This window comes from Psychrobacter sp. P11F6, assembly GCF_001435295.1.
Classification (GTDB): Bacteria; Pseudomonadota; Gammaproteobacteria; order Pseudomonadales; family Moraxellaceae; genus Psychrobacter.
Genome location: NZ_CM003594.1, coordinates 2,855,548 through 2,877,311, shown reverse-complemented (window position 1 = coordinate 2,877,311; position 21,764 = coordinate 2,855,548). Strand labels below are relative to the sequence as shown.

Sequence of the window (21,764 nt, the reverse complement as noted above, 5' to 3'; positions counted from 1 at the left end):
TTGTTCTGAAATCTAGAGTAATTAATTACAGTCAATAAATTTTTTTGATAGCTTATTTTTCATAACTTGTTCTTTGATAGCTTAATATACAAAGCACCACTTAACGGATTGTTGAGCGGTGCTTTTTTAGGTACTAATTCTCACGATACTGAGCTTAAAGATACTGAGCTTAAAGATACTGAGCTTAAAGATACTGAGTTTAAAGATACTAAGCTTAAAGATACTAAGCTTAAAGATACTATCAAGGATAAATAGTTAGGTTTGGCTTTTTTTACGACCTATCAAGCTATTAGCTACCCATGCTGGACCAATTAATAAGAATTGTAAGTCTTCAAAAAACGAGGGTTTTTTGCCTTCAATTTTATGACCGATGAACTGTCCAATCCAAGCAACCACAAAAACAGCTGCCCAAACCTTAAAGCTCCATGGTAATAATGCCATTACTGACAAACAAATAAGAATAAACATCCCCATTGCCAAGAATAACGGCGTGGATAGACGCATATAAAATAACAATACCAACGCGCTAAGTACCAAGGTAAACCAAACTGATAGCGACATGCCCATGCCTAACAGGCTGACAAATATAGTAGGAACGCATAGCCAATGGATCTTCTTATTGACTAGGTTTTGATGACTGACAGAATATTCACTAAGCCATTGCTCAAGTGTGCGTTTAGACAGGCGTTTTTGCTGAGTACGAGACATACTAACCTCCATGTTAGTAGATGAATTGAAAAATCTCTCCTATCAGTTGTAGCACTAATTGAACCAGTCCACCACATTATCTGATAGACGCCACAGTCAAAACCTATAACGTTATCAACATGTTTGCCAATATCTGCGAGCTCTTCGGTTTTATTCTTTTAAGATATCAGCGCTTATACGTCACACAAGATAACCGCTAACCTTGTTCACTGCGCTGCCATTCATACAAACCAATAAAGGCGTTTATTTGATATATCATGGTTTGAATGGCAAAAATGTAATTGCCTGACATTAGATTGACGATGAGCCAGACAAAGTTAACGATAATCCATAACCACCAGTTAAATGAATAGCGCAAAATCATCGCGGCTTGTGCAGTAATGGAGAGGACAAAAGCAATGACGTTGATCCAAAAGAAGGAGATAAATCCTAGGAATTTACTATTATCATCTTCAACCACTGCATAGCCATAGCTGGCTAGTAAATTATTTACCGTGGGAAAAAGTGCGAGACCAATAATAATAAAGGCGGCGGTAATCAACCAAACCGCTTTGCTCGCCGCCTTTGGTATCATGTCGCCATCAGGATCGGTATGTTTTGACCAATAAAAAATACCGTAGACATGGGTGAAAAAGTTAAAGAGTGGCGCGAGCATCAAACCGACTGCACCAGACGTCGCCTGCACGACGACTTCTCCCGCAGTCGCTGCCATTCCCAACCCGTTGCCCATGACGTTTTTGCGAAATGATAGCGAAACCACACAGACCAAACCAACGAAAGACACGCCCAAATAAAACATATCAAGCGTGGTATGTTCTGTTGTGAGCCAAAAACCTGCGGATAAGGCTATTACCCCGCAAATGAACCAAGTGACAATCCATTGCATCGCCCACTTTCCAGTAATATTATCTAATAGCTGAATACGCATAAAGCCTTTTTCCTTAAAGTATTAAAACTACAATGGGTGCTTATCTTATTTTTTAATATCATATTATTTTTGTATTATCGCTATTCTTGCCATCGCTATTTTTATCATCTCGTCTATCTACCATAAACATACTGATCGATAAGCAGCAGCGCTTGCTGATAGCGCGCATCGTAATCTGGCTGATCAACCATGTGCGGTTTGATATCATGACGAGCAAAAATATCGACAAGACGTCGCTCAAAGCGTCCACGCGCCTCAGGCGTGCCCAATGAGCGCATGCCATCATCAATCCACGGCGTATTGTTATCCAGCATAATGGTATGATCTAAGCGAAACTCATCGATGCAAGCCGCCACAAAAGGATGGCTGCAACCTTCATATTCTTCACAGAATGCTTGAGTAGTCACAAAATCGGTATCAACGATGGTGACAGGAGCGGTCGCATTAGCCGCCGCATCTCTTATAGCTTGAGCATGCTGAAGGGCAATCGGACCATAGTCATTGTATTGTAGACCGACTTCACTACCGCCCAAATCAGTACCGACATATAATCGTCCCATCTCTAAAGCAAAGCTGGCGCCATAATAATTGGCCAGTTTATGCACCAATGTGGTCTTACCTGAGCTTTCACCGCCAACAATCGCCACCGTTTTGGTATAGTCGCCGCGCGCTTGCGGGTGAATAGCTGACCAATGTGCGACTGGATTACGAGCGATGGCATAAGAATCAAACTCAGGCTGTAGCGGGGTCGTGATGACTGGCATCGATAATCGCTCATAGACATCACTCTGCGCCAATGGGTGGTTTTCTGCGACAAACAAGACTGTCTCTGCTGGTAAGTCGAGCGCTCTCGTCAAACGTTGTAGTTTGGCATTGCTGGCGGGAATGTCGATTGTCACATCGACGAAGCTATCATGTAGTGGCAGCTCAATCTCATGAGTGGTATGAATCTGGATAAATGGTAAATCAGCACACGCCATCTGTAGCCAACGTGCTTTGTCTTGCAAAGTAATGTCAAAATCTGGATGCGGTGCTGGATGCGCCATAATGATAATATGCAAGGTATTCGCTTGTCCTGCCGCAGCCAATATACTGCGCATTTGACCTAAATGTAGTGGCTCAAAATGTCCAATCATCAATCCTGACTCGTACATAGCTTTCCTTAATTTTTATTTATTCTTAATTGCACTAATTTTATAGATAGACTGCTGGAATATCTGTTATTTACCAGCATGTTATAAAGGTTTAAGGCGATTTACAGGTAGGTTATTGTAAAGGGGTGTTTTTTTATATGACTTTTTTCTGATAAAAATATGACCAAGTTATTAATTTAACTGTGATTGTTTGAGTATCTCACCATTTCTGAAGTTTCATCTACACAATATCTATGTGCTGAAAATGGCTAAATATTGGATTTGTAACAACATGTGTAATATGGCAGCAATAAAGCTCATCGTGAAACATTTTGAAATAACTATTTAAAATCAGCAGTTTATGAGGTTTTATGACAGATTAGGGCAAGCTTGGTTAGCATAAACTCACAAAGTACGTCTATACGTTCAACAGATAAATATTAAATAGTTGCTATACTTATTCATAAGTTAAGAAGGCTAAGTAGTTTCCTGACTAGAATCGGAAAAAAAGCATAAAAATAGAAGAAAAAAGCAAAAAGTAGAATTTTAAATAACAATAGAAACAATAGAGAGGTATTTGATTTGGCTAAACTAGCAAAACTACATCGCTCACAGAACAATCGCATGATAGCAGGTGTGATGGGTGGCATTGCCGAATACGTTGGCTGGTCACCGACTTGGGTGAGAGTATTATTCGTGATTATCTCATCTTTGAGTGCAGCAGTACCTGGCATCTTAATTTATATAATTTTATGGATAATCATGCCAAAAGCGACTAATGCGTCTTACCAATAAGATTTTTTTATATTTGCTCTTATCTTTTTAATAGCTTAGTTTAATAGCTTAATAGTAGTATCGTTTTGATAGCATCACTATCGAGATTAGCTCAGATAGATTTTTACCAAAAAAAAAGAATAGCAGTTCGACTAAAAAACAAAAAGCCTGACTCATCAGGATACCAAAGACATACCTTTCCTCCTGCCCAGATGCTCGCGCATTTGGGTATTTTTTTATCTGCTACTTTTGTGCCTCCTATATTGCAGCAGTTTGATTATAAATGAGCCTTATAACGACTCGTTTAGGTCTGCAGCATAAATTTAATTGCAGTAAATATGGATAAAATAGTCAATTTTTAGTAAGGTGAGCAGGCAAATAGAGTCGTTGCCAAATAGGCTATACGAGTGCTATCAAAACTTTATTTATAAATATCCATTCCACAGTGGCTTTACTATGAAAACCCAAACTATGACATCCCAAGCGACAACTCCGATGATAGAAAATACAGACCCTCAGCCGATGACGTTTCAGGATTTAATTCTAACCCTACAGAATTATTGGGCAGATAAGGGCTGTGTTATCTTGCAGCCTTATGATATGGAAGTCGGCGCGGGTACTTTTCACACCGCGACATTTTTACGCTCATTAGGTCCTGAGCGTTGGAATGCTGCCTATGTGCAGCCGTCACGTCGTCCAACCGATGGTCGCTACGGTGACAACCCCAACCGCTTGCAACATTACTATCAGTTTCAAGTGGTGCTAAAGCCAAACCCACCTAATATCCAAGAGCTGTATTTGGACTCGCTAAGAGCCATTGGTATCGATCCATTGGTGCACGATGTGCGTTTCGTTGAAGACAACTGGGAATCGCCAACGCTGGGTGCGTGGGGATTAGGCTGGGAGATTTGGCTCAACGGTATGGAAGTGACGCAGTTTACGTATTTCCAGCAAGTAGGCGGTCTTGAGTGCTTCCCGGTGACTGGTGAAATCACTTATGGACTTGAGCGCTTGGCGATGTATGTACAAGGCGTCGATAGCGTTTATGATTTGGTCTGGGCAGATGGTGAGTTTGGTCGCGTCACTTATGGCGATGTTTTCCATCAAAACGAAGTTGAGCAGTCGACTTATAACTTTGAGCACGCAGATGTGCCGATGATGGGTCAGATGTTTGACTTTTATGAGCAGCAAGCAGATAAGTTGGTTGCCGAAGGTTTGCCATTACCTGCTTATGAGATGGTACTAAAAGCTTCGCATGCCTTTAACTTGCTCGATGCGCGCGGTGCGATTTCAGTGACCGAACGTCAGCGTTTTATCCTACGTGTGCGTACGCTTGCCCGTAAGGTTGCCATTGGTTACGTTGAAGCACGCGCTAAGTTAGGCTTTCCATTAGCGGATGAGGCACATCGTCAAGCGGCGCTCGATAAGTATTTGCCAAAAGAAGAAGCCGCTGAGAATACAGAAATCAATCAAGCTATTGATAACAATCAATCTACTAATAACAATAAATAGGAGCATCCCATGAGTACTATTCTATTTGAACTGGGGTGTGAAGAGCTACCTCCAAAAAGCCTAAAGCCACTACGTGATGCGCTACAAGCGAGTGTCACTGAACAATTGAATGAAGCAGAAATTAGCTTCGATAGTATCAAAGCCTTTGCCGCACCGCGTCGTTTGGCGCTTCAAATTCAGGGCATTAGCGATAAGCAGCCGGATCGCAGTGAGCAAAAACGTGGCCCGGCGATTAAAGCTGCCTTTGATGCGGAAGGTAATCCAACACGCGCGGCAATGGGTTTTGCAAAAGGCTTGGGCATTGAAGCCAGCGAGTTGATAACGATTAACACCGACAAAGGTGATTATGTCGGTTATGAGCAAGTCATTCATGGTCAAGCAACTACTGAACTGTTAGCTGCCATTTTTCAGACTGCACTAGACAATCTACCGATTGCTAAGCGTATGCGTTCAGGTGCCAGCCGCAATGAATTTGTGCGTCCAGTCCAGTGGGCGGTATTGATGCAAGATAGTACTGTCATTGATGCGACTATCCAAGGCCATCAAACAGGCACGCAAACTCGTGGCCACCGCTTCCATAGTCCTAACTATCATGAGATTGCGCACGCCAATGACTACGAAGAATTACTAGGCGGTTTAAAAGTCGTGGCTGATTTTGATAAGCGTCAAATGCTGATCAAAAACCAAGTCAAAGCACTAGCAGATGAGGTCAATGCTGATGCTATCGTGCCGCAAGATTTGTTGGATGAAGTCACCGCATTGGTTGATTTCCCGATTGCACTGCGAGCAAGCTTTGAGCCACGTTTTTTACAGGTACCGCAAGAAGCGCTTATCTCTACCATGCAAGCGGATCAGAAGTATTTTTGCTTAACTGATAAAGCAGGCAAGTTGCAGCCTTACTTTATTTTTATTACCAACATTGAGTCAAAAGATCCCAATCAAATTATCGAAGGTAATGAGAAAGTCGTACGTCCGCGTTTGGCCGATGCCGAGTTTTTCTTCTTGCAAGACCAGAAGCAGCCATTGTTTGCGTTGACAGAAAGCCTCAAAACTCGCGTTTTCCAAGACAAGCTGGGTACGATTTGGGAAAAATCTGAGCGTATTGCCAAGCTTGCCGCCTTTATTGCCGCCTTGATGCAACAGCAGGGTCAGCAGATTGATATCGATGAAACGGTGCGTGCGGGTATTTTGTCAAAAGCTGATTTGGCAAGCTCATTGGTCGGTGAATATCCTGAATTACAAGGCATCGCAGGCACTTATTATGCGCGTCTGAATAATGAGCCAGAAGCAGTCGCGGCAAGTTTAGAAGAGCAATATTTGCCTAAGTTCAGCGGTGATGTATTACCACAGACGCCAATTGGTATTTGCTTAGCATTAGCTGACCGTTTAGATACGCTTGTTGGTATTTTTGCCATTGACCAAGCGCCGACAGGGTCAAAAGATCCGTTCAGTTTACGTCGCTCAGCCATCGGTATCCTGCGTATTTTGATTGAAAAGCAATTGCCAATTAATCTGGTAGCGCTCGTTGAACAAGCAATCAAAGGCTATAGTGACGCTGAAGGCAGCAAGATTGAAAAAATGGGTGATACGTTTACTCAGGTCATGGCATTCTTAAACTCGCGCTATCGTGCGATGTATACCGAACAGGGCGTGAGCGTTGATACTATCCAAGCAGTGCAAGCGATTAACCCGCATATGCCGCTTGATTTTGATCAGCGTATTCGCGCGGTACAAGCCTTTAGCGAATTGTCACAAGCCTCAATGCTTGCTGATTCAAACAAGCGTGTCGCCAATATATTAGCCAAGTCGGAAGTGAGTGTCGCTGATACTGTGGATGAAGCGCCATTGTCTGAGCCTGCGGAGCAAAGCTTATATGCAAGTGTGCTGCAAGCGCAGACGGCGGTTAAACCGATGCTAGAACAAGCGGATTACACACAAGTGTTGCAAACGCTTGCCAGCTTAGATGAGCCGTTGACGCAATTCTTTGATAATGTGATGGTCAACAGTGAAGACGCCGCCCTTAAAAACAACCGCTTAGCGCTGCTTAAGCAAGTACGTGCATTGTTTTTAACCGTCGCTGATATCAGTGAGTTGCAGCTATAGTTTCACTAATATAAATCGCTCACTTTATTTTCTGTTTAATATAAAAACTGGCCCGCTATGGCCAGTTTTTTACGCCATATCATGGCATTTATTGATAAATTATCATGATAAATGGATGGACAATTAACTCGCTAAAGCATAGCACTATCGTCAGTATTGCTGGTATAAGTTATACTGCCTAGACGTATTGAATAATCCGCCAAGCGGCTTTTATCATTCATAGCGCTTACTCATATTCAAAGGAGCACTGCCGTGTTTGCTGTTATCATTATCATCATCGTTATTTGGATAGTAATGTGGGGGTTTTATAAATTTATGTACCCGCGTGCGCCCAAAAGCATGATGCCAAAAAAAGGGGATGTGATCACACCGCGTCAGTGCAATTTTTGTGGCAACAGCTTGGCTGAATACCGCGGCGTCCTTGAAACCAAGCCCAACTTGGCTGCGAATAGTGAGAGTGCTATTGGCGAAAACCAAGCATTGTTTTTTTGTAATTATGAGCATCAAGCAGACTTTCATGCAGGTAAGGTTTATAACCCTGAGGTATAAATAATTAGATTATGACTTAGGCATAAAAAAGCGCTTGGCTCATCAGAGCGAAGCGCTTATTGTTTCGTCGCGTAATATGCGCTTATAAAACAGACTGTGCGTCTTTCATAATTTTATTTAATAGCGCTTCAGATTGTTTGTCTTGCTGTAGTCGATCTTCATCGCTTCTTTGATTGGTGTGTATTTTTTCATACAAATTTAAGCAGCACAGTACCAAGATGCTTTCTTGACTGAGGCTTGGCGCATCTCGTTTGAGATCTAGTGCATGGTTATTGATATACGAGACAGCTGAGAGCAGCTCTTCTTGTTCGTGTACTGGGCAATAAATAGGATAAGTGACACCCGCAATTGCAATATCAACCTTTTTGATTTGTGGTTCAGGGATAGTGGTTTTCACAGTAGCACTCGGCGTATTTGAACCAGTTGCAGCGACTGGTTGTGGTTTAGAAGAAATATTCTGCTGTTGGCCATTTTGTGGCTGTTTTTCTACAGAGTTTTTGTGGTCATCGGTCATGATAAATCCTACAATGTTTGGTCAGTAAAATGAGTAATATAAGATATCACCGTTTTGATTTTGTCGGTTTCATTAGCAAGTAGTGATGATCGGTCATCGTTTATTGCCATCCCATCAGCCTTCTACTTGATCGATGTGAGTTAAGCGTTTTAATACAACTTGTGTACGCTCCGCTGCCAATTGATTCTTTTTCTGCAGCTCACTGTTTTGCTGTTTAATATCGCTATATTGCTGCTTTAATTCATTATTTTGTTGTTGCAATTGGCTGTTTTGTTGTTGCAATTGGCTGACCTGTTTTTGCAGTTTGTCTTGTTCTTCGCCTATCATATGATGCGCTTCAGCCAAGCTTTGGTAGCGCTTGTCGAGATCGTTCAATTGCTTTTTGGCACCGTCGCGTTCGCTATGACTAGTGTTGAGCTTGGTCGTTAATGCTGCAAGCTCTTGAGGGTCGCTAACAGGATGCTGTTTGAGGCTGCTAAGTTCAGCACTGACAAGCTGATACTGTTTTTTTATGTCGAGTATCATTTTTTCTAATATTCTAAGTTGATCATACATAGTCAGTTTTTATCCTTAACAAGTAAGCGTGAATGAATTTTGTTCTCTGCGTTTAATAATGCCATAGGTGACCGCATAATATCTATATCAACAAAGTAATTACCTATATTAGGCGTTGTTTGTTTATTTTTATTAGCCATGGTTTGATTGATAATATCAAGCGATGTCTCACACCTATTTTATCCGTCTGTTTTTATTTTTTAAGCAATATTTTTTAAGCAATAATCAATCACTAGGACCTCTATTATGAATGACAATATATCTGGCTGGAATACATGGCTGACTGCTTTTGATGACTGGACTGACGTATCTATCAGCGAAGTGCACGGCTTGATGACAGGGCTGATGACTGCCTGTAATGCGCCTGATGAACAAGTATGGGCTAAGGTATTTGAGGAGCTCAGTTTTGCGCCTTTACCTGATGAGGCATTGACACTGTTAACAGAAGAAGCGGAAGACACTGTTTTTCAGCTTAAAGACAAAGACGATGCTTATTCTTACACACCATTAGTGCCAGATGATGAACATGATTTGTACGAGCGCGTGATGGCACTGAAACAGTGGGCAAATGGTTTTATGACGGGTTTTGGGATTACCGACTGTGGTCTCAGTGGTGACGAAAATGAGATGCTGTCTGATTTGGCTAAAATTGGTGGTATTCGATTAGAAGATGATGAAAACTTTGAAGGTGGCGAAGAGTCTTATCTGCATATTTATGAGTTTGCGCGCATGGTGCCAGTGAGCTTTGCTACCCGCACGCGTAAACCTGTTAAAGATATTGCCCTAATTGCCGGACTGGCTATCGATGCCAAAACCACCAAAGAGCTGCAGGCAGAAGGCAAGTTACCAAAGCCAATGCCGCCAGTCGTTGATGCGATGAATCAAAACCGTCCTTCATAATAAAGACGCTATCGTAAGAAGCAATCTGTCATAAAAGCCAACTTATTATCCATGCTAGGGCGTGTCCTCAATCTAAGAGAAAGCGACTAAATGGGCTAAAAATAGTTAAATCTTGCAAAACTACGTCAAATAGCTGGTTAATGTCCCAATATTATCTGCGCTATTTTTCTGATTTGGCTATCAGTTATCTCATTTTTATCACCATTTTCAAAATGAGAACACGCCCTAGTATTTTCTAAAAAGATATGAGAGATTTTAAGAGTCATTACTGGCCCTTAGATAATAGAAGGGAGATTATGATGATCACCGACAATGATATGATGTATTTGCGCCGCTGCGTAGAGCTTGCTACTGAAGCTTTAGAGGCGGGCGATGAGCCATTTGGTAGCGTATTGGTCGACGGCGACGGTCATGTGCTGCATGAAGATCGTAACCGAGCCAATTCTGTCGATGCTACTTATCATCCTGAGATTGCCGTTGCTAAATGGGCAGCAGCAAATATGACAGCGGAGGCGCGCGCTAACGCTGTGGTTTATACCTCAGGCGAGCATTGTGCCATGTGTTCGGCCGCGCATGCGTGGGCAGGGCTTGGTCGTATCGTTTATGTCAGCTCATCAAAACAGTTGGATGAATGGATGCAGGAGATGGGCGTAAAATCCTCATCACCGATCAATTCATTAAGTATTCAAGAAGTGGCTCCGAACATACCAGTACAAGGTCCGATTGCAGGCTTAGATGCAGAAGTAAAGGCGCTGCAACAGCGCGCATTTCAAAGATGCTAACGCTTTCTATTTTTACCATTCCAGAAATTACAGTAGCGAAAAACGAGTGCGAGTACTACATCTAGTAGGCTTGGAAAATTTAACATCGCTAACCGTATTTCTAAAATCGGTATTATATCGTGATAAGGATATTTCATGACTTCGAACAATAATAATCAGCTCAAAAATACGTCTTACCCTGCGCATAGTATCGATTGGCTAACGCGTTTGATTGGCTTTGATACGGTCAGTCGCCATTCAAATTTAGCCTTGATTAAAGATGTGCAAGCGTACTGTGAACAATTAGGTTTGATAATAGATTTGACTTTTAATGAAGCCAAAAACAAAGCCAATCTATTCGTTACTGTGCCAGCAGGCAAAAACTCTGATGAAGTAAATCATGGTCTGGTGCTGTCTGGTCATACCGATGTGGTGCCAGTTGATGGTCAAGACTGGGCGTCAGATCCATTCACTGCGACGATACGTGACGATAAGCTATACGGACGCGGTGCGTGTGATATGAAAGGCTTTATTGCTTGTGCATTGACGTTATTACCACGCGCTGTGCAATTATCAAATAGCGGTCAGTTACGTCGTCCACTGCATTTGGCATTGTCATTCGATGAAGAAGTGGGCTGTTTGGGTGCGCCATTGATACTGGCAGATTTGAAAGCGCGTGGTATCACCCCTGATTATTGTATCGTCGGTGAGCCAACCAATATGACGATGGTTGTGGCACATAAAGGCATTGCCGTTTATCGTTGCCGCGTCCATGGTAAGTCTGCGCATTCGTCATTGACCGCCCAAGGTGTCAATGCTATCAGCTATGCCAGTCGTTTGATTGGTTATGTCGATGAGTTAGCAGAAGAGATTAGTCATCGCAGTGATAATGATGCGCTGTTCGATGTGCCTTATTCCACATTGTCTGTAGGCACGATTCGAGGTGGCACCGCGACCAATATTGTGCCTAATCTATGCGAGTTTACCTTTGACTATCGTAACCTGCCGCATATGACGCAAGAGGATATTCTTGCACCGATTCAAGCGAAAGTGGCAGAATTAAATGCCCAGATGCAAGCATGTGCTGCCGATACCGGTATTGAGCTGATGCAGGAAGAAAGCGTACCGGCAATGACTGATAATGACAGTGCTGAATTGCAATCGTTAATAGCCGCACTAACTGGAGATAACGAGCGTCATAAAGTAGCTTATGCAACTGAGGGCGGGCAATTTACCAATGCTGGCATCCCAACGATTATCTGCGGTCCCGGTAGTATTGAGCAAGCACATAAAGCCGATGAATATGTCGAGCTGAGTGAAATTGAGCGCTGTGATGGTTTTTTACAGAAGTTATTAGATAGCTGTACGATCAATTGATGGATTAAATCAGCAAGTGACGAGTTAGCAGAAGAGACACCGTCGTTATGGCGGTGTTTATTTTTTAGCAGTTTGGCATTATTACGATAAATTTTTATAAATAATAAAGTAGGGGTTGGTCGATGTCTTGGCATCTGTTTGCAGTATTCTTTGCAAGTACGTTTTTTATTTCAGCGACCCCAGGTCCAAACATGCTACTGGCATTTCAGTATGGCATGAACTATGGCGTGAAGCGAACGCTGTGGACGCTGGCAGGTCTGAGTCTTGGGCTATTTATATTACTGCTTTCGACCCTACTTGGACTCGATGTGATCAGTCGCCAGTCGCCTTGGTTGTTGACAGTCATTAAAGCAGTGGGTGCAGCTTATTTAATCTATCTAGGTATCAGCTCATGGCGTGATGCGGGTGATGGTAGTTTAATGAAAGACGCTCGCGAAATGAGTGAAGAAGTCGCTTCGGAATATTCTGCGTCTGAAAGTAACAGTGAAAGCACGGCTAATACACCGCAGCCACGTTCGCTCTCTAGCGCGGCTGTCAAAGTCTTTCCAAGTAATACGACCCTATTTCGTACAGGTGTTTGGGTATCGTTATCTAATCCAAAAGCTATCTTATTCTTTGCGGCATTTTTTCCGAAGTTTATCAATTTTAGTGCGCCACTATGGCCGCAATATGTCTTATTAACCATAGGGTTGTTTTTGAGTGAGACGATTTGGCAGATTATTTATACCTTAGGTGGTACAAAACTGGCAAGTTGGCTCGATGTTGGCAATCGTTTAGCGTGGCTTAATCGTGGTTGCGGCATCATATTTATCATCATTGCAGCCGCTTTATTGGTTGAAGTCATAAATAGCTTTATGGTTTAAAGGTTTTTTAGTTCTATATTTAAAATAACACTCTCAAAGTAACACTTTTTAAATAACATGATTAATGAAATATATTTTTTTATTTAATTAAAATTAATTATTGACTTTATTTTTTAAATCGTTATTATTGCTACATCTATTTATTAGCTTCTATGTAAGCGATAAGCCATCCCAATAAGTCTGCTATTATTGTCTACAATAATTAGCCACAACCTACGGAGGAATCATCGTGTCCTATTTAACTATCAAGACGTTTTTAAAGATTGAATGTGTAAACTACCTGACAGCAATGACGACTTCGAACAGGTTTGGCTGAATTTATATATAAGCTACTGAGTGATATCCTATTGAATGATATCAACGCATAGTCTTCTGTATCTACTTGCGCTATTCCTCTTCTAAGTCTACCGTGCCAAAATCGCTCTGCGATCGTGCTAAGCCATATTGCGCTTACTGCTGTCTGTTTATCTAACATTTTACTTTACCGCTATTGCCAATAAGGTTACTTACGCCATCGTTTAGCGTATGCCTTTCTGTATGCATAATTTTTATGCTTTCAATTTTGGTACGGTAAAATCTTCCTTCAAAACGTCCATAATAAACTAATTATACATTTCTATTGATTTTTCATTTAATAGAAATACGGTATTTTATTGCCTAAATTTTATAGATTATTAAATAATCTTCTTATTAAACGTTATGTTTAATTGAGACGGATAAGTAATGTCTAAAAATTTTAATAATAGGTAAGTAAACATATCCTGCATGGTTATAAAAATAATAAAATGGAAAATATAAAAGATGAGCATTCAATTAATATTAAATGAAAACCGCAAACATGGTGTACCAGTCAAGATTTATACCTCAGATATTGAGCAAGGTGCGATGCAGCAACTACGCAATTTAGCCCAGTTGGAGTTTGTACACTCACACATTGCAGTTATGCCTGACGTGCATGTTGGCAAAGGTGCTACAGTCGGTAGTGTGATTCCGACTAAATCAGCCATCATTCCTGCCGCCGTTGGTGTGGATATCGGCTGCGGTATGAATGCGGTGCGTTTGTCACTGACAGCGAGTCATCTGCCTGACAGTTTAAAGTCATTGCGGTCGATCATTGAGCAGCAAGTGCCTGTTGGCTTCAACATGCACAAACAAATCCAAGCCAAGAACTCAACGCTTGATCCACTAGGCAAGCGCTTAAAGCCGATTACTGATAAGCATCCAGGTTTGCTCAAAATGCTCAAAGGTTTTGAGCGCACTTGGGCAAAGCAGCTCGGTACACTGGGTGGTGGCAATCATTTCATTGAGCTTTGCTTGGATGAAAACAAAGACGTCTGGGTAATGCTGCACTCTGGAAGTCGCGGTATTGGTAATTGTATTGGCCAGTACTTTATTAACCTTGCCAAAAAAGAGCGTCAATCGCGCTTTGGTCATGTGCCAGATCATGATTTGTCGTACTTTGCTGAAGGGTCTGATAGCTTTGCTGATTATGTTGAAGCGGTGGGCTGGGCGCAGGATTACGCGCTAGAAAATCGCCGTGAGATGATGCGCTTGGTCATCAAGTCATTGCAGTCGCCACAAGCGGGGTTACCACGATTTCAGTTGACCAACGAAGCCATCAATTGCCATCATAATTATGTCAATGAAGAGGTGCATTTCGGTGAGCAAGTCTATGTCACTCGTAAAGGTGCGATCAGTGCTTATGCAGGTGAGCTCGGCATTATCCCAGGCTCTATGGGCGCAAAGTCTTTTATTGTGCGCGGTCTAGGCGCAGAGGAATCGTTTTGCTCTTGCTCGCACGGGGCAGGACGACAGATGAGCCGTGGTAAAGCCATGCGAGCGTTCACTATTGATGAGTTAAAAGCGCAGACAGATGGTGTCGAATGTCGCAAAGATAAAGGCGTCATCGATGAAATACCTGGCGCTTATAAAGACATTAATGAAGTAATGGCGAATCAATCTGACTTAGTAGAAGTGGTGCATACGCTGAAGCAGGTGATGTGTATTAAAGGCTAACGAGTGACGGCATAGCGAGCCACGACGATGTCAACCGAGCTAAATGTACTAAGTGTACTATTTGCGCTCGATTTCCTAGTCGTGGCCTCACTATGCCGTCACTCGAACAGACAAAACAGATCGATATATATTAAAAGTATAGGTAACAATATGAGCTTAAAACAAACTTTAAAAAAAGCCAAACAGATTGAGCGGCAGTTAGAACAGCAAGCCGAGACAGGTGCACAACACTCAATAGGCACTGTCAAGCCGCGCAACTATTTGGCACTAGATCCACTGTTAAGAAAAGGTGGTATTCACGAAAAGGAGGATATCGATATCGTCCGAAAAAAACGTCGCCGTGAGACCAAGCAGCAGCTACGGCAGACGGATTGGTTGTGGAGTAGTAATCGTTCATCTTAATCTTAAATTTAAACAACAAAAAAGCCGCTCACTATAAATAGTGAACGGCTTTTTTATTTTTACTCAAACTTATAATTTAACGGTTACGCCAATACTTCGGTTAGCTCACCTTTTACCATGTGCGGGCTGACGAAATCAGTAATACGTACGCTGACGAGTTTACCTAGCATTTCATCCATTTTTTCGACATCGTGAGGGAACATGACCGTACGGGTGTTATCTGCCGTTCCGATTAGGCAGTCAGGATGACGGTTGGCAACTTGTTCAACCAATACGCGAGTCGTAGTACCGACCATCTCATGGGTTTTGGCAAGCGTTGAGTCAATGATGACTTTTTGGAATTCTGCTAAGCGCTCTTTTTTAGTTTTAAAGCTCACATCATCTGGCAACTCAGCGGCTGGCGTGCCCGGACGTTTAGAGTAAATAAAGCTGTAGGAGTGATCGAAATTTAATTCTTTTGCTAGATTTAAGGTATCTTGGAAATCTTGTTCCGTCTCGCCAGGGAAGCCAATGATAAAGTCGCTCGACAAGTGAATATCTGGGCGAATGGCTTTGAGCTTATTAATTTGATTGATATAAACGTCAATCGTATGATTGCGTTTCATGGCAGCCAATATTGCGTTCGAGCCACTTTGTACGGGTAGATGCAAGTGCGATACCAGCTCTGGCAATTGTGCATAGGCATCAATGATGTCATCAGTGAACTCTAGTGGATGGCTGGTCGTATAGCGAATACGCTCAACGCCATCGACATGCGAGACATAATGCAATAGCTCGGCGAAACGGCAAATGCTGCCGTCGTCTTTTTCACCACGATAGCCGTTGACGTTTTGACCCAATAGGTTGATTTCACGCACGCCTTGCGCCGCCAAGCTATCAATTTCAGCCAATACGTCGTCGAGTGGGCGCGACAATTCTTCACCGCGGGTATAAGGCACCACGCAAAATGAGCAATATTTTGAGCAACCTTCCATGATAGAGACAAAGGCTTTAAAGCCTTCTACTCTTGGCTCAGGTAAAAAGTCGAATTTTTCAATACTTGGGAAGGATACGTCAACTGTGCCGATGCGATTTTTTGGTGCGATTTCACGCTGCTCATGTGATTGATCATACAGCTCTGGCAAACGGTGTAATGTCTGCGGGCCAAATACCATATCGACATAAGGCGCGCGTTTTTGAATGTTATCGCCTTCTTGAGAGGCTACGCAACCACCGACACCAATGACGAGATCAGGGCGCTTTTCTTTTAGCTTGCGCCAGCGACCCAATTCTGAAAACACCTTTTCTTGCGCTTTTTCGCGGATAGAGCAAGTATTCATCAGCAATACATCGGCTTCATCGATATCGTGTGTGACTTCCATACCGTGGGAATCACCGAGCACGTCCAGCATTTTGCCAGAATCATAGACGTTCATCTGACAGCCCTGCGTGGTGACAAAGACTTTCTTAGTCGCTGTTTTGACAGGTGCTTGGGCTGAACTTGATTCTTTGAGTGCAGTGACAGCAGGTGCAGTAGCGGTTGTTTCAGCGACAGCAGTGTCATCGATGCGGGGATTAAATACAGTAACACTCATAAGGATAAGTCCATGATTGACTAAAAATATAGCGTGATAGGTGATTAACAGGTGGCGTATTTTATCACAACCCTATGACAATGTGAAAAATTAGCAGGGTCAATTGTTGGTCGTTATGATAAATTATTTATAACAGTATCAATTGTTTACTGCTGTTAGTAACGCGTTTGGCAAAAATTACAGCTTGCTATCACTTCTATGTTACACCGTGCTATCGTATTTATTAACAAAAGGTAAAGGTGATGGTTGAAAGTGCAACGAATATAGTATGATGAATGCGACCATATTAGCGCGATTGATTAAATCGCGATTTACGCCGTTTTGGCATTGTTATTCTAAACATATTATTTAGCCAAATCATTTGGACACATTACAAAGAGAGTCAGTATGACAAAGCCGCAGGTTGCTCATAGCATCAAGGATAGAGAATCTATTAAGCAAAATGAAGATGCAAAACGAATGAAAGCAAGGACGCTACGAGTCAGTGCGTTAAGTTTGGCGACAGCAATGAGTGCGCTAGGATTGTCACAGGTGGCTTGTGCTGAGCTGACGTGGGGCGAAGAGGACAGTTATCAGCAAGAAGGCAGCTATCAACAAAACAGTGGCTATCAGTCGGACAATGGTGTGAGCTCATTTACAGCAGCGGCAATTGCGGCAGAACGCGGTGATGTCAGTGCTTTATACAATTATGAGCAAGCAATGAGTGGCGGTTTGTTTGCTATGTATCCCACTTATTGGCGGATGAATTTGGATCTTAATTCGCAAAGTTCGGCGGCAGTGTCACAGTTTGTGCGTCAATATCCAAATACGGTGATGGCAGAAAAGCTGGTGGCGGATTTTGCTGAGACTAAAGCAGGCTCCAATGATTACGCCTCAGTACGCCAAGTTGCGAATTTGATTACCAATGCGGATGCCAGTGAGCGCTGTGCGGTTGCGCTTGGGTTCAATAATGGCGGCGATACTATGCGGGCTATGGCAGCCAAGTCTGAAGTTTGGTTGACGACCAAAAAGCAGCCAGCCTTGTGTGACCAGCTCGCGATGGAGATGAATAATAACGCGCTGATTAGCAATCAGGATCGCGCGGCGCGGCTCAAGCGTATGCTACGCAAAGGCAAAACGGGTGACATTATGGCATTGTCATCACGTTTAGGAACGCCTATTGCTTATTCAGCATTGAGTGAGATTCAACTGAATCCGTCTGCTTTTTTTAGCCGTTTTAGTCGAGAACCTGCCAGTCAAAACAATCAATACCTATATCTATATGCTATGGGACGCGTTGCTGACAAGTCTTACCGTGAAGCTGCATTACAGTTAGATTTTGATGTTAAGCAAGACAATCAGCGTTCAGTTAAATTGTTGAATGCGGAGACTCGTCGCTATGCGTATCGCATCCTTGGGGTGCAACGTATGAATCATAATACGGATGATGGTTTTAATGCTGAGGCGGTTGACTGGTTCCGCAATAGCCTAGACGAAGATTTTAATTTTGAAGAAGCCGAAGATTATGCCATGGCAGCGATTCGCTTTAGCCGCTGGGATGATGTGGTCGAAGCCATCTCAAAAATGGAGGCTGAAACCCAAAAAAGTGACCAGTGGCAATATTGGCTGGCTCGCGCTTACGAGCAATCAAGCGATGCAAACAAGCGTAATACTGCTAAAAAAATGTATCAAAACTTGGCAAAAAATAATGACTATTATGGCTTAATGGCAAAGGATAAAGTGGGTCAGCGCTTTGATGCCAGTCGTTTGGGTGGTAATAACTTACCGAATGTCAGTACCGCTGATCGCGCACGTGTCATGCAAGATGCCAACTTTGCACGTGCTTTTGCTCTATATAATGCTGACGCCAGCCGTGCCTATGCCAATCGTGAATGGAACTGGGCAGTAAAGCAGGCGCGCGACAAGCGTGATGATAACTTGATTATTGCCGCTGCTCGTCAAGCCTATGATATGGGCTGGCTCGACCGAGCAATTTATGCCGTTGATAATACTGATAGAGTAGACAGCTTAGCGTTATCACATCCGATGCCGCATCAAGATGCAGTCGTACGTTATAGTCAGTCTGCTGGTATCGATCCTGCTTGGGCTTATGGCATTATGCGTCAAGAAAGTCGTTTTGTTGCATCAGCACGCTCAAACGTTGGTGCCAGTGGTTTGATGCAGGTGATGCCTGACACGGCAAAATATATTGCTCGCAATTTAGGTGAGACCTATAGCGCCAGCCGTGCCAATAGTGGCGATACCAATATTCGTTACGGCACATGGTATATGGGTGATATTTTCGGTAAGCTAAACCGTCAACCTGTGTTGGCAACGGCTGGCTATAATGCGGGTCCGAACAATGCCAAGCGTTGGCAACCGGTATATGGTTCGCTCGCAGCCGACCAGTACGTCGAGTCGATTGCCTTTCCTGAAACCCGTAATTACGTTAAACACGTGATGGAAAATGCCACCATTTATAGCAGTCTATTAGGTCGTAGTCAGCCTATTAGCCAGCGTATGGGCACGATACCTGCCGCGCTCTAAAATGCTAATGTATAAATTGAAAAAACCATTCGTGAGCAATCATTAATGGTTTTTTTATGTCACTTTTGATCGTGCAATCAAAGCTAGTTTTGTCTTGACGCGATGTCTAATTCGACGCCAAACATCGCTGATGATGACATGCTAACGTTGCGATATTTTTGTACTATTGATGCTATCATTAGCTTATGTTTACGTTTCTGCTATAGATTAAAAAAAACGTTTTGCTACCATTGCATCAATTAGTGTCTTTTATACGTGCTTATAATAAGTGCTTATCAATCAACGCACACATTTTTATTAGCTCTATTCTTAGTTTTATCAGTGTTTATACGTCGAACACTATGAGCTAAACGATAGCCCATGTTTTTATCATTGCTAGATGCCTTCAGCCCCTATGATCAAAAAATATTTCAATCTGTCCCTGTTATTAAAAGTTAGGCATCAGTCATCTATTCAGCAGATGCTCTCGCTATCTACTCTGACGCCAGATTTAAACCAATCAAGCTCGATAACTAATACATCTATGGATAAACTAAATACGACGCTAAGTATCGGTGCATTAGTGATGTTGCAAGGCATTATGATGATGCCAGTACATGCCGCGAGCGCTGTTAAGAGTGGACAGCGTGTGTTGATGATTGAGATGACGCCAGCATTGTGTAGCATACAGCCGACGCGTGCCCGTATGCGTCAATGCTTGGAGGGTTATTCGTTGACAGTATCAGGTTTAGATATGGGATATGGTGAGCGCTGCGGACGTGGTAGTGAGCCACGTCTGACACCGTTACAGTTAAAAGTCGTCAACCGTATCATGCCTGATACGACAGTACGTAGCCAAGCTTGGCAGCGTTATGGGGCGTGTAGTCCACTTAGTGCCAGTAGTTATTTTCGCCAGATTACCAATTACGCTGGCGCATTAAAGCTGCCTAATGAGCTTAATACAGGTAATAGCTATACGGTTTCTAAATCTCGATTTATCAGTCAAATGACCCAGCTTAACAGTGGCATGTCCTCAAACAGTATTGATTTGATTTGCCAAGCGGGCAGTCGTCGTCAATCAACATTGACGGATATCCATATTTGTTATGAAGGGAGCGAATTTGGCACATGTCATAATGTTGTGAATAATTGTGGCAGTAAGTTCGTCATTTCGGGTGGAAAATAGTTTTTTTAGCCCATTTAAATGCTTATTGTTTGAATTGAGGACACGCCCTAATAATATTCGCTTATCTTAAGTGTTATATCACTGTATATAACGCTTCTAAATGTTGTCATCAGCTGCCTTTTCATACTTTCTAGCACTGTATCCGTATAGGTTTATAGTGGGTATAAAAATCCTCCCGTATAAAATGTAACAATATAATCGGTGGTCGGTGTCTTATTGTCTCTAGACGATTTGCTGAACGAAGTGCTACACTAGCTCTCGGTTTATGACTGCTATATTCAGTAGGCAAGTCGCTATTTAAAACGATAGTCATCCATTAGAACCATCAATCAGAATCATGAATTATCTAATCTATAATTAGGGAGTATTCAATGTCAATGAAACAGCCTTTACGTGTTGCCGTCACTGGTGCCGCTGGTAATATCAGCTATGCTATGTTATTTCGTATTGCATCTGGCGAGATGCTAGGTAAAGATCAGCCAGTTATTTTGCAATTGCTTGAAATCGCTCCAGCACTTGACGCCCTAAAGGGTGTGGTCATGGAATTAGAAGATTGTGCATTCCCTTTATTAGCAGGTGTTGTGCAGACTGATGATGCGACTGTTGCATTCAAAGATGTTGACTATGCTCTGCTAGTCGGTTCACGTCCTCGTGGTCCAGGTATGGAACGCAAAGATTTGTTAGAAGCCAACGCTGCGATTTTCTCAGCACAAGGTAAAGCATTGAATGACGTTGCTAGCCGTGATGTAAAAGTATTGGTAGTCGGTAACCCTGCCAATACCAACGCGCTTATCGCTCAGCGTAATGCACCAGATCTTGATCCACGTAACTTCACTGCGATGACTCGTTTAGACCACAACCGTGCCATGGCGCAGTTGGCTGGCAAAACTGAAAGCACAGTAAATGACGTGAAAAAAATGATCATCTGGGGCAACCATTCATCAACTCAGTATCCTGATCTGACTGCTGCTACTGTCAATGGTAAGCCTGCATTAGATTTGGTTGATCGTGAATGGTACGAAGCGACTTATATCCCAGAAGTACAACAACGTGGCGCTGCAATCATTAAAGCACGAGGTGCATCATCTGCCGCTTCTGCTGCCAACGCGGCCATTGCACACGTACGTACGTGGGCATTGGGTACTGATGAGAACGATTGGGTATCAATGGGCGTTTATTCAAATGGCGAATACGGTATCGCAAAAGGTTTAATCTACTCATTCCCATGCACATGCACTAACGGCGACTGGTCTATCGTAGATGGCGTTGATGTGTCATCAGATTTCTCTAAAGAGAAAATGGCAGCGACTGAGCAAGAGCTTAGCGAAGAACGTGATGCGGTCGCTCATTTACTACCATAAGCAGCCAATGTCATCATGTCATAAAGCTGTTTTATAGAAATTG

19 protein-coding genes are annotated in these 21,764 nt (G+C 42.7%); 13 read left to right on the top strand and 6 right to left on the bottom strand.

Going from position 1 to position 21,764, the window contains the following annotated elements; translation table 11 throughout:
• Positions 1-255 precede the first annotated feature (255 nt).
• From AK822_RS11870 to nadR, 3 genes are all read right to left on the bottom strand, one after another.
• The gene (locus AK822_RS11870) at positions 256-708 is read right to left on the bottom strand and encodes an Mpo1 family 2-hydroxy fatty acid dioxygenase (RefSeq protein ID WP_060491785.1); all 453 of its coding nucleotides are present in this window, start codon (positions 706-708) and stop codon (positions 256-258) included.
• A gap of 196 nt (positions 709-904) precedes the next feature.
• The gene (gene pnuC, locus AK822_RS11865) at positions 905-1,636 is read right to left on the bottom strand and encodes a nicotinamide riboside transporter PnuC (RefSeq protein WP_060491784.1); all 732 of its coding nucleotides are present in this window, start codon (positions 1,634-1,636) and stop codon (positions 905-907) included.
• A gap of 113 nt (positions 1,637-1,749) precedes the next feature.
• Entirely contained in the window at positions 1,750-2,790 is a 1,041-nt protein-coding gene (gene nadR / locus AK822_RS11860) for a multifunctional transcriptional regulator/nicotinamide-nucleotide adenylyltransferase/ribosylnicotinamide kinase NadR (protein ID WP_060491783.1), read from the bottom strand.
• Positions 2,791-3,351: 561 nt separating this feature from the next.
• On the opposite strand from nadR, the gene AK822_RS11855 reads away from it, so the two are divergent.
• From AK822_RS11855 to AK822_RS11840, 4 genes are all read left to right on the top strand, one after another.
• A complete protein-coding gene (locus tag AK822_RS11855) occupies positions 3,352-3,564 on the top strand; it encodes a PspC domain-containing protein (RefSeq protein WP_045444125.1) in 213 nt (70 codons plus the stop codon).
• Positions 3,565-4,065: 501 nt separating this feature from the next.
• Positions 4,066-5,055 (top strand): glycine--tRNA ligase subunit alpha, encoded by a 990-nt coding sequence (glyQ, locus tag AK822_RS11850; RefSeq protein WP_087945723.1) that lies wholly within the window; start codon positions 4,066-4,068, stop codon positions 5,053-5,055.
• A 9-nt stretch (positions 5,056-5,064) separates the two neighbouring features.
• Positions 5,065-7,158 (top strand): glycine--tRNA ligase subunit beta, encoded by a 2,094-nt coding sequence (glyS, locus tag AK822_RS11845; protein ID WP_060491782.1) that lies wholly within the window; start codon positions 5,065-5,067, stop codon positions 7,156-7,158.
• Between the two features lie 252 nt (positions 7,159-7,410).
• A complete protein-coding gene (locus tag AK822_RS11840) occupies positions 7,411-7,707 on the top strand; it encodes a hypothetical protein (RefSeq protein WP_228139026.1) in 297 nt (98 codons plus the stop codon).
• A gap of 82 nt (positions 7,708-7,789) precedes the next feature.
• Here the strand turns inward: AK822_RS11840 and AK822_RS11835 are convergent, their stop codons facing one another.
• Both AK822_RS11835 and AK822_RS11830 read right to left on the bottom strand, forming a co-directional pair.
• Positions 7,790-8,221, bottom strand: a complete 432-nt coding sequence (locus AK822_RS11835) for a cell division protein ZapA (protein ID WP_060491781.1) — start codon at positions 8,219-8,221, stop codon at positions 7,790-7,792.
• 114 nt (positions 8,222-8,335) lie between these two features.
• On the bottom strand, positions 8,336-8,776 hold the full coding sequence (locus tag AK822_RS11830) for a hypothetical protein (RefSeq protein ID WP_055124734.1): 441 nt from the start codon (positions 8,774-8,776) through the stop codon (positions 8,336-8,338).
• A 246-nt stretch (positions 8,777-9,022) separates the two neighbouring features.
• Between AK822_RS11830 and AK822_RS11825 the strand changes: the two genes are divergently transcribed.
• The 6 genes from AK822_RS11825 (at position 9,023) to AK822_RS11800 (ending at position 15,095) form a co-directional block, all read left to right on the top strand.
• On the top strand, positions 9,023-9,676 hold the full coding sequence (locus AK822_RS11825; RefSeq protein ID WP_055124733.1) for a UPF0149 family protein: 654 nt from the start codon (positions 9,023-9,025) through the stop codon (positions 9,674-9,676).
• Between the two features lie 296 nt (positions 9,677-9,972).
• Positions 9,973-10,458 (top strand): nucleoside deaminase, encoded by a 486-nt coding sequence (locus tag AK822_RS11820; RefSeq protein WP_228139025.1) that lies wholly within the window; start codon positions 9,973-9,975, stop codon positions 10,456-10,458.
• Positions 10,459-10,593: 135 nt separating this feature from the next.
• A complete protein-coding gene (argE, locus tag AK822_RS11815; RefSeq protein ID WP_060491779.1) occupies positions 10,594-11,814 on the top strand; it encodes an acetylornithine deacetylase in 1,221 nt (406 codons plus the stop codon).
• A gap of 122 nt (positions 11,815-11,936) precedes the next feature.
• Positions 11,937-12,677, top strand: a complete 741-nt coding sequence (locus AK822_RS11810) for a LysE family translocator (RefSeq protein WP_060491778.1) — start codon at positions 11,937-11,939, stop codon at positions 12,675-12,677.
• Between the two features lie 801 nt (positions 12,678-13,478).
• Complete coding sequence (locus AK822_RS11805; RefSeq protein WP_060491777.1) at positions 13,479-14,693, top strand: RtcB family protein; 1,215 nt, start codon at positions 13,479-13,481, stop codon at positions 14,691-14,693.
• 150 nt (positions 14,694-14,843) lie between these two features.
• Entirely contained in the window at positions 14,844-15,095 is a 252-nt protein-coding gene (locus tag AK822_RS11800) for a hypothetical protein (protein WP_060491776.1), read from the top strand.
• An 83-nt stretch (positions 15,096-15,178) separates the two neighbouring features.
• On the opposite strand, the gene miaB is transcribed toward AK822_RS11800, so the two are convergent.
• Positions 15,179-16,669, bottom strand: coding sequence for a tRNA (N6-isopentenyl adenosine(37)-C2)-methylthiotransferase MiaB (miaB, locus tag AK822_RS11795; protein WP_060491775.1), 1,491 nt, complete (start codon positions 16,667-16,669; stop codon positions 15,179-15,181).
• 387 nt (positions 16,670-17,056) lie between these two features.
• On the opposite strand from miaB, the gene AK822_RS11790 reads away from it, so the two are divergent.
• From AK822_RS11790 to AK822_RS11780, 3 genes are all read left to right on the top strand, one after another.
• Complete coding sequence (locus tag AK822_RS11790) at positions 17,057-19,195, top strand: lytic transglycosylase domain-containing protein (RefSeq protein WP_060491774.1); 2,139 nt, start codon at positions 17,057-17,059, stop codon at positions 19,193-19,195.
• Between the two features lie 523 nt (positions 19,196-19,718).
• Complete coding sequence (locus AK822_RS11785) at positions 19,719-20,360, top strand: T2 family ribonuclease (protein WP_055124727.1); 642 nt, start codon at positions 19,719-19,721, stop codon at positions 20,358-20,360.
• Between the two features lie 377 nt (positions 20,361-20,737).
• Positions 20,738-21,721 (top strand): malate dehydrogenase, encoded by a 984-nt coding sequence (locus AK822_RS11780; protein WP_060492304.1) that lies wholly within the window; start codon positions 20,738-20,740, stop codon positions 21,719-21,721.
• Positions 21,722-21,764: the final 43 nt, after the last annotated feature.

What these genes read in the sequence shown, in the direction of transcription:
- AK822_RS11800 (WP_060491776.1), top strand. Translation starts at nt 14,844, where the DNA reads ATGAGCTTAAAACAAACTTTAAAAAAAGCCAAACAGATTGAGCGGCAG.
- argE (WP_060491779.1), top strand. Translation starts at nt 10,594, where the DNA reads ATGACTTCGAACAATAATAATCAGCTCAAAAATACGTCTTACCCTGCG.
- AK822_RS11805 (WP_060491777.1), top strand. Translation starts at nt 13,479, where the DNA reads ATGAGCATTCAATTAATATTAAATGAAAACCGCAAACATGGTGTACCA.
- nadR (WP_060491783.1), bottom strand. Translation starts at nt 2,790, where the DNA reads ATGTACGAGTCAGGATTGATGATTGGACATTTTGAGCCACTACATTTA.
- AK822_RS11785 (WP_055124727.1), top strand. Translation starts at nt 19,719, where the DNA reads ATGGATAAACTAAATACGACGCTAAGTATCGGTGCATTAGTGATGTTG.
- glyQ (WP_087945723.1), top strand. Translation starts at nt 4,066, where the DNA reads ATGACGTTTCAGGATTTAATTCTAACCCTACAGAATTATTGGGCAGAT.
- AK822_RS11830 (WP_055124734.1), bottom strand. Translation starts at nt 8,776, where the DNA reads ATGTATGATCAACTTAGAATATTAGAAAAAATGATACTCGACATAAAA.
- AK822_RS11825 (WP_055124733.1), top strand. Translation starts at nt 9,023, where the DNA reads ATGAATGACAATATATCTGGCTGGAATACATGGCTGACTGCTTTTGAT.
- miaB (WP_060491775.1), bottom strand. Translation starts at nt 16,669, where the DNA reads ATGAGTGTTACTGTATTTAATCCCCGCATCGATGACACTGCTGTCGCT.
- AK822_RS11835 (WP_060491781.1), bottom strand. Translation starts at nt 8,221, where the DNA reads ATGACCGATGACCACAAAAACTCTGTAGAAAAACAGCCACAAAATGGC.
- AK822_RS11790 (WP_060491774.1), top strand. Translation starts at nt 17,057, where the DNA reads ATGACAAAGCCGCAGGTTGCTCATAGCATCAAGGATAGAGAATCTATT.
- pnuC (WP_060491784.1), bottom strand. Translation starts at nt 1,636, where the DNA reads ATGCGTATTCAGCTATTAGATAATATTACTGGAAAGTGGGCGATGCAA.
- glyS (WP_060491782.1), top strand. Translation starts at nt 5,065, where the DNA reads ATGAGTACTATTCTATTTGAACTGGGGTGTGAAGAGCTACCTCCAAAA.
- AK822_RS11810 (WP_060491778.1), top strand. Translation starts at nt 11,937, where the DNA reads ATGTCTTGGCATCTGTTTGCAGTATTCTTTGCAAGTACGTTTTTTATT.
- AK822_RS11870 (WP_060491785.1), bottom strand. Translation starts at nt 708, where the DNA reads ATGTCTCGTACTCAGCAAAAACGCCTGTCTAAACGCACACTTGAGCAA.
- AK822_RS11820 (WP_228139025.1), top strand. Translation starts at nt 9,973, where the DNA reads ATGATGATCACCGACAATGATATGATGTATTTGCGCCGCTGCGTAGAG.
- AK822_RS11780 (WP_060492304.1), top strand. Translation starts at nt 20,738, where the DNA reads ATGAAACAGCCTTTACGTGTTGCCGTCACTGGTGCCGCTGGTAATATC.